Here is a 10369-nt window from a genome sequence, read left to right on the forward strand (position 1 = left end):
CCATCTGCGATCACCGCTGAAGTGCCCAGAACGAAGAACAGGGCGGCAATCGCCGCCGACAATGAGTGCGCTGCCGCACGACCCGCGTGCTTCAGCATCGGTCCCACCTCCGCGCCTCACATTTTTCGACCACCGATAATCATAGTCCCCAACGCAAGCACCGGCGGTTCAATCCAGCGAAAAGAGCTGCAGCGTAGGCGCTCACGGGACAAACGTCAGTCGAAACACGCACGGCTTGACGCAATGCAGTCGCGGATATCCGCGCGTGAGCGCCGCGTGCTTGCGCTCGTCAGCCGGTTCAGAGCGTCACGGATCAGCCTTGTGAGGTGCGGCACTCAATTCCGCAATGGCGCTGCGCGCCAGGGCAACGAGCAAAGACTGATCATGAGGACCGACCAGCACCATCACAGTCGTGTCGTAGCGGGCGACGACGATACCTGAGCGTGTGCGCTCCACCGTGCCGAAGCGCGCTTCCGCACCCACACCGCGAAGGAGTCGATCGGGTGTGTCACGACTGAAAGCCTCTGTTACGTGTTGCGCAAACGCTGAACGTGCGGCGAGCTCGCTATCGCTTGTGTGGATTGAGAATCGGATGGTCAAGTCCTGGCCGCGATACACACAGACGTCCAGCTGCGACTCCGCCTTCGATGATTCGGCGGCGTTCACATGAACGGCCGAACCCACGATCGCGCTCACTTGCTCGGGCGGAAGCAATGCACAGGCTGATCGTTCGGCGTCCGACGGGGCGCTGAATGCGAGGAGCGCCACAACCATTCCGACTGCTGCCATTCCGCCTGTTGAGATAGTTCTCATTTGATCCCCCTTAGTCTGCGACTACTGCGGGATGCGTGAGCCGTCCGGGTTCCATCCGCGGCGCTGCAGGCACCCGGCCACGCCAGCGTGCGTCGGCGGCAGATGCACGCGACGATTGGCACGACCGGGCTGCTGCATGCGACAGACTTGCAACGCCTCAGTAAAGGTTTCTGGTGTTTGTTTGCTTTCCGGCTCAAAGAGCACGCAGCCGCTCAACCCCGCGACCGCAGCTACGCTGAAGAGCAGGCAAGCAGCGATTCTAATACTCATAAGCTCTTCCTGGGTGCGGTGTGCCTATGTCCGTCCGGCAGCACGCAATGCATGTCGAACGCAGCTTTCAAAGAGATCGCTATCGGCCCGATACTCGGATGTTTCGATCGCCAATAACCCGACGATCGAGTGAAAGACGTTGTCGTGACTCGCGGCCCGCGTGGCCTGTGCGCGGATGCATTGCGAATTCACTTTGAAGTCCTCGCGAAAGCTCTCGGACATCCACATCAGCATGGGCACATGCGTCTGCACGTGTGGCGCAATGGCGTAAGGCAATCCGTGCAGATAGACGCCGCCCTCTCCAAGGGACTCGCCGTGATCACCTACGTAGAGCATCGCGGTCCGATACTGATCCGCGCGCTCGCTGAGGAAGGCGATGACCTCTCCGAGCAAATGATCGGTGTAAAGAATCGCGTTGTCGTACGTATTGACGAGCTGCTCCTGTGTGCACTTCCGCAGCTCGACCGTGTCACAGGTCGGCGTGAAGCGGCGGAACGTCGGCGGATAGCGCTGGTAGTAGGCGGGTCCGTGATTACCGAGCTGATGCAGCACGAGGAACACATTCTCCGCGCCGGTCGAGGCGACTACGTTCAGATTTCGGAGCAGGATCTCATCCAAGCATCGTCCGTTGGGACACTCGACGCTCGACAGCTGCGAGGCGGTCTGCAGGGCGATTCCATCGCCCTCACAAGTGCCTTTGCAGCCGGAATTGTTGTCCCGCCACAGCACGCGATAGCCGGCATGGGCGAGCACGTTGAGGAGTCCATCGTGATTGCGGGTGGTGTCTTCGTCATAGCGATCACGGCCGAACGGAGAGAACATGCACGGGAGCGAGACTTCAGTTGCTGTGCCACACGACGTCACGTCCGGGAAGTTGACGATATCGAGATTCGAGAGGCGGGGGTTGGTGTCGCGTGCGTAGCCGTTCAGCGAGAAGTTATCGCCTCGCGCCGTCTCGCCTACGATCATGACGAACAGCACGGGCTTGTCGGCGATGGCGGCAGATGCAGTGTGGCGATCCGTCCCGACCAGATGAGTGCGAGCGGGTGCCTCGCCACGGATAGTGCCGGTCAGCACACGCGTCATTGAGTACAGGTAGTTGCCAGGGGTGATCAGATAGCGCATCTGCTTGTGCGCCCGCATGAGCGGCGCGAAGTCCTTCATCACCAGCGCGAGCGCGAGGAGGCTGCCGAGCACTGCGCCGGCGATCAGCACACATCGCACGACTGCAGCGCGCGCGAGCGGCCGGCGGGAGAACCGCAACGTCAGGAGCACCGCAGCCGGGACTCCCCCATAAAGCGCCACTCGCATGAGCCCTGTAACGCTTAAGTATTCGCCCGCCTCGCCAACATCCGTGCGTACGATGTTGCGAACCATGGTCGGGTCCAGATACACGCCATAGTCCTGCATGAATGGCATCGCGCAGGCATTCACGAGCAGCAATACCGCCAGGATGGGTTTCGCCGTCCAGCGGTTGCAAACCGCAGCCAGCACAGCGAAGTGCAGCAGCGTGATCGCGATGAATACCGGCGCAGCGAACGTCCACGTCGACGCGTCGGCCCATCGTCGGTCCGCCAACAGCGCCTTCCAGAACGGCGCACTACTGATGACGGCGAAGAACATGCATGTAAGCAGCACACACAGCTCGACGGATATCTCCGGGCGTCGCATAGACAGTCGTTGCGCGGCCCGCGCGAGAGATCGAAGCATCGTGTCGTCGACTTCACCGAGCGATCCGTTCGTTTGTGCCTCGCGACTCGCCGTTGCACCGTCAGGAGCACGCTGCGACAGCTCAATGGGCGTTCTAGTCACAGACTTCACCGAGGCGTCCCGTCGCACAGTTCCTTCATTCGTTTCTCGGCGCTGGTTCGTTCGGCGTCGATCTCGACACTGGTGTAGTACACCCGATTGCCCTGCTCGTCGCGGCGGTAGAGCCGGTTGTTCTCGGCGAACATCAGGTAACGATCGCGCGCTCGGCGGCAGTCCTCTTGTCTGCGTACCTGTGCTTTCTGCTCGCCCTCCTTGGCGACACGTTTGTCTGCTTCCTGCTTTCGGTACGCCTCGACGCGCTCATTCGTGGCCTGGACCTGAGCCGCTGCCGCTTCGGCAGCGGCCGGATCACGAGTCGACCGGACGATCACGCGTTGCGCCGAGGGCGACAGCGGCCGATCCGAGTAAATCGGCCGGCCCTCAGCGTCCGTGGACTTGTAGATCTCATGGGGTTCATCCGAATAAGCGAGACCCCAGGCGAAAATGCAAACGATGCTGGCCAGACAGGCGCGTAACTCAAGAGCAGAAACGAACCCGCGCATGATCAGCCCTCCTTCGCTTGACGCGCGATCGCACCCGCTCTCGCGCCATTTGCAACGGCAAGCAGCTCGGCGCTCTCGTGGACGAGCACGGCCGTTGCGACGCCGATCAGCCCGATCACCGCGAGCGGAATCATAACGATCAGAATTGCAATCGAAAGGACGATGTTCTGAAGGCTCACGCGCCGCGCCTTCTCGCCGAAATCGAGTGCGACGATGACCTTGTTCAAATCATCGGCCATGAGCGCGATATCCGCCGCCTCGATGGCAGCGTCGGTGCCGGCTGCGCCCATGGCGATGCCACACGTGGCTGCGGCAAGCGCCGGCGCATCGTTCACGCCGTCGCCCACCATGAGCACCGGCGTATGCAGCATGATCTCCTCGATCTCGCCGACCTTGTCCTGTGGCTTGAGCTCCGCCCGTACCTCTTCGATGCCCAGGCGTCTCGCCACGGCCTCGCCGGTCAGCGTGTTGTCACCGGTCAGCATGATGATGCGTATGCCGCGGCGCTGGAGCTCGCGTACCACCTCGGCCGCTTCCGGACGCACTTGATCCTGTAGTGTGATGAGTCCCACCGCCTTGCCCGCGTTGGCCACGGCGACGACGGTGTTGCCCTCGCGCTGCAGCGCTGTGATCTTGGCGTCGAGGGCGTTGAGCGCGATGCCCTGCTCGCGCATGAGCGCGGGGCTGCCAATGAGCCACCGCTGCGATCCGATCATGGCCTCGGCGCCGCCGCCCGTGATCGACTGGAAGTCCTGTGCGGGCTCGCGCGTGAGCCCGCGTCGCTCGGCCTCGGTCACGATCGCCTGCGCCAGGGGATGCTGCGAGAAATGTTCGACACTCGCCGCTTTGCGCAGCAGCTCGTTCTCCTCGAGCGGATTGCCGATGACATGAGTGACTTCCGGCCGTCCGATGGTGAGCGTCCCGGTCTTGTCGAAGGCGATGATGCGGATCCGTCCGAGATGTTCGAGGTGCGCGCCGCCTTTGATCAAAATGCCGTGTCGCCCGGCGCTACCGATCGCAGCGGCCATCGCCATCGGCATCGACATGATGAGCGCGCAGGGCGCGGCCGCCACGAGCAACACGACCGCGCGCCGCGCCCAAAAATCGATGGGCAGCCCAAACAGCGCGGGAACGACGAGCAGCAACGCCGCCGCGATCAGCACCGCCGGGCTGTAGCGTCGGCCAAAGCGTTCGATCCATTGTTGCGCGCGTCCCTTGCGCTCCTGCGCTTCTTCGACGAGATGGATGATGCGCGACAGCGTGTTGTCGGCGAACGCGGCGGTCGCCTCGACCACGAGCGCACCCTCGGTGTTGATGCTGCCGGCAAACACCTTGTCGCCCGGCCCTTTCTCCACCGGCATCGATTCACCGGTAATGGATGCCTCGTTGAGGCTCGAACGCCCTTCGACGATCACGCCGTCGGTCACAACGCCTTGTGCGGGGCGCACGACGAATCTATCGCCGGGCTTGAGTTCCGTGGCAGGTATCGTCCGCTCACTGCCGCTGCCCTCCAGGAGTTGCGCCTCCTTGGGCGCCAAGTCGAGGAGCGAGCGGATTGAGGATCGCGTGCGAGCGTAAGTGTACTCTTCCAGTCCTTCTGCGGCGCCGTAGAGGACAACGAGCGCTGCCGCCTCATCCCACAGGCCCAACACAGCCGCGCCGGCAGTGGCCGCCATCATCAGTATTTCAATACCGATCTTGCGTTCGTGGATGAGTTCTTCGATTCCCTCGCGAATCCAATGCCAGCCACCGATGGGGATGGAGAGCGCATAGGCACCGATGGCGATTTGATGAGGCAGCACGCCAAGCCGTTCGCACACGAACGCCGTGCCAGCGATGACTGCCGCCAGCAAGGCGCCACGCAACGGCGGAAAACTCCACCAGCGGCCAGAGGCACTCGTATCGGATGTTGCCTCCGATGTCGGACGCATTACGGCGAGCCCCCTCGTGAATCACCGGCCGGTTGAAACCACTTGCGCGTGCGTCCGCTGCGGTCGACCAGCAGCACGGGACTGCGCTCATCGAGGACGCTCACTGAATATTCCTTCTCCATCCCGACAACGGCTTCGGTCACGACCCCAAGTCCATCGGGGCGCTGCGCCGCCAGCGCTCGCAGCGCCGAGGCATCGACGTGTCCTTCGACGAAATAGCCGAGGTAATCACCGAGGTGGCAGCCATGCAGGCTCTCGGGTACCTGCAGGCGTGTCCGTGTGTTCTTCAAGGTCTCGGTTTCGGACAAGCGCACGATGAATCCTTCAGCTTCCAAGGCACGCGCCCACGGAAACACACAGCGGCAGCCGTGGACCCGGTAGACACGGATGACTTGTTCTGGCGGTATTGAGCGGAGAAAGTCCAAATTCATCAACGCGACCGCCAGAGCGCTCACAAGAATGGCGACGCCGAAAACAATCCATAACTGCTTCTTGAGATTGGGTGACGCAGCCTCTGCGGGCTTGCGCCTGGGAGGACGAGGTTGCGACACGGCTCACCTCCGTCAGTAGAGTGCGAACAACGAAGGCCACGCGAACACGTCGCGCAGATCGTGCAAGGCATGCACGATCACGGCCGCGATCACGAACCAGACCACTTCCGTCAGCGAGCGGCGAAGCGCGGCCGGACAGACCTCCCATCGCCCTGGCTCCCAGTAGCCGGACAGTCGTGGCCAGAACCGCGGCACGCTCGCTCTGTAATCGACGAAGCGTGCGCCGTGGCGGTCGCCCAGGTGCACTTCTTCCTGTTGGATGACATCCCGGTAGTACCAGGCGAACCACACCATGAACAGCACGGGCAAAGTGAGTGTCTCGGTCGTGATCGTGATGCCGAGTCCGCCGAGGAAGCTGAAGACGTAGAGTGGATTGCGCGTCAGCGAGTAGGGACCGACCCTCACGAGCTGCACATTCTTGTTGCCAGCCATGTAGCTGCTGCACCAGAGTCGTCCCAGCGCGCCGATGGCCGCGAGTACGATTCCGATCGGCGTCAACACGTGAGCAACGGTCCCGCTCGACTCGTGCCACGCCGAACGTGAGATGAGAAAGAGCGCGACGATCACCAGGCAGAAGGCCCGGGTATCGGCCATGCGCTTTCGAGTCGACAACGCCGTAAACCTCAATATCCGTCATGAGGTCGGCGCAGCCGGCGGTTCACCGCCGATCGGGAGCGCCTGCTCTAGGGGACTCACATAGACCCACCCCGACACTTGAGGCCCGATCTGCGCGTGAGTGCGGATGATCGCCGTGACGGCATCCGCTTCGTGGTCTTCGCACACGAGCTCGAGCCGCACTTCGCCGATCAACAGGCCAATGCCCTCGGGGGAGTAGTACCGTTCGTTGTCGCTAAGAGGCTTGAGCGTGCCTTTGACGTCCAGCAGTGCAAGATTGCGGAAGCCCGCGTCCGCCAGCGCCTGAACGACCTGCGCGGTGCGGATCTGGTGGATGTATGCCTTGATCTGTTTCATGAGTAGGACTCCTTGACGGCGACCGTTCCGATCACGGGCTGAGGCTGTCGCCACGTCATGCGATATAGGCCGGGAAGCACGAGCAACGTGAGGAGCGTGGAGGAAATAATTCCACCAATGACGACGGTGGCGAGCGGGCGTTGAACTTCGGCGCCCGTGCTCGTGTTGAGCGCCATCGGCAGAAAGCCGAGTGCGGCGACCAGCGCGACCATCAGAATCGGCCGCAGGCGCAACATCGCGCCCTCACGGATCGCGTCGTCGATCGTGGCGCCCTGGGCGAGCCGATCGCGAAACGCCGAAACCATCACGACACCGGTCAGCACGGCAACACCCGAGAGCGTGATGAAGCCCACGCCGGCCGTGATCGACAGCGGAATGTCGCGCAACCAGAGTGAGATCACCCCGCCCGTGAGCGCGAGTGGCACGCCACTGAAGACGAGCGCGGCGTCCTTCGCCGACCCGAAGGTCATCAGCAGCAGCGCGAAAATCATGATCAACGTCACCGGCACGAGCAGGGTCAGGCGTTGCGTTGCCGATTCAAGCTGCTCGAAGGTTCCGCCGTAGGCCAGCCAATAGCCGGACGGGAGTTTCACCTGCTGCTCGATCTTCGCGCGGGCCTCCGCGACAAAGCTGCCGAGATCGCGCCCGCGTACATTCGCGGACACGACCAGCCGACGCTTACCGTTCTCTCGGCTGATCTGGTTCGGTCCAGGCGCGATTTTCAGCATCGCGACTTCACCGAGCGGCACATAGCCGCGCACGCCATCTCGCTCGGGCAATGGGATGGGCAGGCGCCCGAGCGCCGTCAGATCACTGCGCAGGTGTTCGGGCAGACGGACCACCAACCCGAAGCGTTGGTCGCCCTCGAACAGTTGGCCGGCCTCTTCGCCCCCCGTCGCGGCGGCAAGCACGTCTTGCACATCTGCGACGTTGAGCCCATAGCGGTAGAGCGCGGCGCGATTGGGCTCCACCGACAGCACTGGCAAGCCTGCCACTTGCTCGACCTTCACACCTTCGGCGCCCGGGACGGTGTTCAACATCGCGGCGATCGCGTTGCCGGTTTTCAGGAGCTGATCCAGATCATCGCCATAGACCTTGATGCCGAGATCCGAACGCACCCCAGAAATCAGTTCGTTGAAGCGCAGCTCGATCGGCTGACTGATCTCGAAGGCGTTGCCGGGCGAGCCTTCGAGCCTCTGCTCGATTTCTTCGAGCAGCTCCGCCTTGGATTTATCGGGATTGGGCCAGTCGGCGTGATCCTTGAGCATGACATAGCCGTCCGAGATATTCGGCGGCATCGGATCGGTCGCGACCTCGGCCGTACCCACGCGTGAGAAGTACGTTTTCACCTCCGGCATGTCCTTGAGCGCGCGTTCGAGTTGGAACTGCATCTCCAGCGATTGCGTGAGGCTGGTGCCCGGGATGCGCAGCGCCTGCACGGCGACGTCGCCTTCATCGAGACTCGGAATGAACTCCGAGCCCATCCGCGAAGCGAGCCAGCCGCAGAAGAGGACGAGCGCAACCGCCGCTCCAAGGACCGGCAGGCGAAAGCGCAGGGCCGCATCGAAGGCCGGCGTGTACAGGCGGCGCGCGGTGCGGACAATCGCGTTCTCCTTCTCTTCGATTCGGCCGCGCAGGAATAAGGCCACTGCTGCCGGAACAAAGGTCAGCGACAACACGAGCGCAGACAGCAAGGCGATGATGACGGCGAGCGCCATGGGCCGGAACATCTTTCCCTCAACGCCTGTCAGCGCCAGGATCGGCAAGTTCACCAGGATCACCACCAGCACGCTCACGAGACTCGGCGTGAAGACTTCGCGCGTGCCTGCAAAGACGGTTTGCAACCGCTCCTCGAGCGTCAGCAGCCGTCCTTCATGATGCTGTCTGCCTGCCAGCCGCAAAATACAGTTCTCGACAATGATCACGGCGCCATCCACGATGAGACCGAAGTCAAGCGCGCCCAGCGACATCAGATTGGCGCTGACTTTGCTCTCGACCATGCCAGTCATCAGCATCAGCATGGACAGCGGAATCACCATCGCCGTGAGCAACGCCGCGCGGACGTTGCCAAGCATCAGCAGCAACACCGCAACCACCAGCACGGCGCCTTCCAGCAGATTCTTTTGCACCGTCGAGATGGTTTTGTTGACGAGCACCGTGCGGTCGTAGACCGGCTCCGCGGTGATGCCTTCGGGCAAGGTCTTGTCGATTTCCGCAAGCTTGGCAGCCACGGCCTTCGACACCGTTCGACTGTTTTCGCCGATCAGCATCACGGCCGTGCCGAGCACCGTCTCCTCGCCATCGCGTGTCGCGGCGCCGGTGCGCAACTGCTTGCCGAAGGCAACGTCTGCGACATCGCGCACGGTGACAGGCACGCCGTCGCGGTGCGCGACGATCACCCGCTCAATCGACGCAATGTCGGAGACTTGGCCAGGCGAGCGGATCAGATACTGTTCACCGTTCCTCTCGATGTAGCCGGCGCCGACGTTGGCGTTATTCCTCTCGAGCGCATTGACAACATCCTCTAGCGACAGGCCAAACGCGAGCAGTCGCGCCGGGTCGGGCGTGACGTGGAACTGCTTTTCATAACCACCGATCGTATTGACCTCGGTGACATTGGGCACTTGGCGCAGCTGCGGGCGGATCACCCAGTCCTGCAGCGTGCGCAAGGCAGTGGCGTCGTATGGCTGGCCGTTGGGCTGTCGCGCCTTTTCATCGGCGTGGACGGTGTAGAGAAAGATCTCGCCCAGGCCCGTCGCGATCGGGCCCATCTCTGGCTCGATGCCGCTGGGCAGCTGACTCTTGGCCTGCTGCAAGCGCTCATTGATGAGATTTCGCGCAAAGTAGATGTCGGTGCCGTCGAGGAACACGACGGTGACTTGCGACAGGCCATAGCGCGACAGCGAGCGCGTATACTCGATGCGCGGCAGGCCGGAAATGGCCGTCTCAACCAGATAAGTTATCCGCTGCTCGACTTCCAGTGGCGAGTAGCCCGGCGCCTGTGTATTGATCTGCACCTGCACGTTGGTGATGTCCGGTACCGCATCGATCGGCAACCGTTGATAGCTCCAGACACCGGCTGCGGCGGCCACCACGACCAGAAACAGGATGATCCAGCGTCGGGCGATGGAGAAACGCAGAAGAGCGTCGATCATTGCAGCCTCCTTTTAGTGCCCATGCTCAGCTTCGCCCTTGCCGAGCTCTGCCTTTAGGATGAAGCTGTTCCTGGTTGCGTAGGTATCGCCGGGTTCAAGACCTGCGAGCACTTCGGTCACTTCGCCGTCGCTGCGGCCGAGCTGAACGGCTCGGGGCTCAAAGCCCTCCTCGCCCTGTACGAAGACGACCGTGCGTTCCTCCATCGTCTGCAGAGCGCCACTTGATATGGCAAGCGGTACTGCCGTGTTTGTGAGCGTTACTTCCGCAGTCACATACAGGCCGGGCGGCCACTTGCGATCGGCGTTGTCCAGCAGCACGCGAGCCGAAAGCGTCTGGTTGGTGGTGCTGCCAAAGGGCGCGACAT

Annotated in this window: 8 protein-coding genes and 1 pseudogene; all 9 read right to left on the reverse strand. The window is 62.5% G+C overall.

The window, feature by feature from the left end; genetic code table 11:
- Nucleotides 1-306: 306 nt before the first annotated feature.
- Nucleotides 307-774: a hypothetical protein gene (locus tag V7D81_RS21860; RefSeq protein ID WP_324320304.1), complete on the reverse strand. Its 468-nt coding sequence runs from the start codon at nucleotides 772-774 to the stop codon at nucleotides 307-309.
- Nucleotides 775-1107: 333 nt separating this feature from the next.
- The gene (locus V7D81_RS21865) at nucleotides 1108-2793 is read right to left on the reverse strand and encodes a phosphoethanolamine transferase (RefSeq protein WP_324320320.1); all 1686 of its coding nucleotides are present in this window, start codon (nucleotides 2791-2793) and stop codon (nucleotides 1108-1110) included.
- Between the two features lie 107 nt (nucleotides 2794-2900).
- Nucleotides 2901-3395, reverse strand: a complete 495-nt coding sequence (locus tag V7D81_RS21870; protein WP_324320306.1) for a DUF4124 domain-containing protein — start codon at nucleotides 3393-3395, stop codon at nucleotides 2901-2903.
- A 2-nt stretch (nucleotides 3396-3397) separates the two neighbouring features.
- A complete protein-coding gene (locus V7D81_RS21875) occupies nucleotides 3398-5326 on the reverse strand; it encodes a heavy metal translocating P-type ATPase (protein ID WP_324320308.1) in 1929 nt (642 codons plus the stop codon).
- Nucleotides 5326-5877 carry a hypothetical protein gene (locus V7D81_RS21880; protein WP_324320310.1) on the reverse strand — a complete coding sequence of 184 codons (552 nt, stop codon included), beginning with the start codon at nucleotides 5875-5877 and terminating at the stop codon, nucleotides 5326-5328. The genes V7D81_RS21875 and V7D81_RS21880 overlap by 1 nt, the downstream gene beginning before the upstream one ends.
- A gap of 12 nt (nucleotides 5878-5889) precedes the next feature.
- A complete protein-coding gene (locus tag V7D81_RS21885; RefSeq protein WP_324320312.1) occupies nucleotides 5890-6471 on the reverse strand; it encodes a methyltransferase family protein in 582 nt (193 codons plus the stop codon).
- Between the two features lie 39 nt (nucleotides 6472-6510).
- Nucleotides 6511-6849, reverse strand: a complete 339-nt coding sequence (locus V7D81_RS21890; RefSeq protein ID WP_324320314.1) for a P-II family nitrogen regulator — start codon at nucleotides 6847-6849, stop codon at nucleotides 6511-6513.
- Nucleotides 6846-10004, reverse strand: coding sequence for an efflux RND transporter permease subunit (locus tag V7D81_RS21895; RefSeq protein ID WP_324320316.1), 3159 nt, complete (start codon nucleotides 10002-10004; stop codon nucleotides 6846-6848). The genes V7D81_RS21890 and V7D81_RS21895 overlap by 4 nt, the downstream gene beginning before the upstream one ends.
- Nucleotides 10005-10016: 12 nt before the next feature.
- A pseudogene (locus tag V7D81_RS21900) lies at nucleotides 10017-10369 on the reverse strand (efflux RND transporter periplasmic adaptor subunit); the annotation flags it as partial.

The sequence above is a fragment of the Povalibacter sp. genome (genome assembly GCF_036735925.1).
In the GTDB taxonomy this organism is placed as follows: Bacteria; Pseudomonadota; Gammaproteobacteria; order Steroidobacterales; family Steroidobacteraceae; genus Steroidobacter.